Genomic DNA, 818 nt, shown 5'->3' with positions numbered 1-818 from the left:
CAGCGTAGCTAATAGATTGATGACACTGATTCTAATACACGGCGCTGAATTAAGGGAGCTTGTAAGGAGGTTTGGAAGCAGAAATATTCGAGAGGGCTTGTTACTAAGTTTTAAAAAAGCTTTGGGTATAAAAAATACCCAAAGCTTTACCACCAGGAGATGGAGTAGGTTAAGCTTATTTAAATCGACGTACGCCAGCTAAACCTAATAGACCAAGACCAAATAGAGCAAGAGTCGCTGGCTCAGATACAGTAGCTGCATCAATATTTGCTACAGAAAGTGACTGCCATGTGCTGCCGCCATCTGTTGTGAAACGACCGCTGCTATAACCGTTGCAGCAGTTTTCTGCCCAGTATAGGTCGATAGTGTGGCTGCCAGCAGAAATACCGGCAGTGCCAGATAGAACGTCAGAATTGTTCCAGTTGTATTGCCACCAAAGGTCATCAGTTCTATTTTCGATTAGGCTACCATCAACATATAGAGCTGCGCCGTAGCCTGCGTCCAAGCCAGCTTCGATTCCCCACGAGCCGCTTATAGCAGATGTTAGTGAGATGCTTAAGTGGCTGATCGTGTTGTTGCCAGAAAAGAAACCACTGAAATCTGAAATATTTAGTGAGTTAATCGCTTAAGTTTGATCAGTCCATGAAGTAATAAAATCCGTGTCGTCTATACCATTAGTGATACTACGAGTGTCAATAGTCATCGTCGTTGCGCTAACGTTTAAGCTCAGCGCTGCTAATACTAAAGTAAGAGCGCTTAGAGTAATTTTTTCATGTGTGTATCCTAGTTGTATTACATTGAATTTGGTGGCTGGTCAG

1 protein-coding gene is annotated in these 818 nt (G+C 43.0%); it reads right to left on the bottom strand.

Features of this window, described 5'->3' with window-relative positions; genetic code table 11:
• Window positions 1-175 precede the first annotated feature (175 nt).
• Window positions 176-607 (bottom strand): CCXG family PEP-CTERM protein, encoded by a 432-nt coding sequence (locus tag A3735_RS30390; RefSeq protein ID WP_255375148.1) that lies wholly within the window; start codon window positions 605-607, stop codon window positions 176-178.
• Window positions 608-818 lie beyond the last annotated feature (211 nt).

This window comes from Oleiphilus sp. HI0061 (assembly GCF_001635675.1).
The sequence above is the reverse complement of the archived record's forward strand: the minus strand, read 5'-3'. Positions and strand labels throughout refer to the sequence as shown.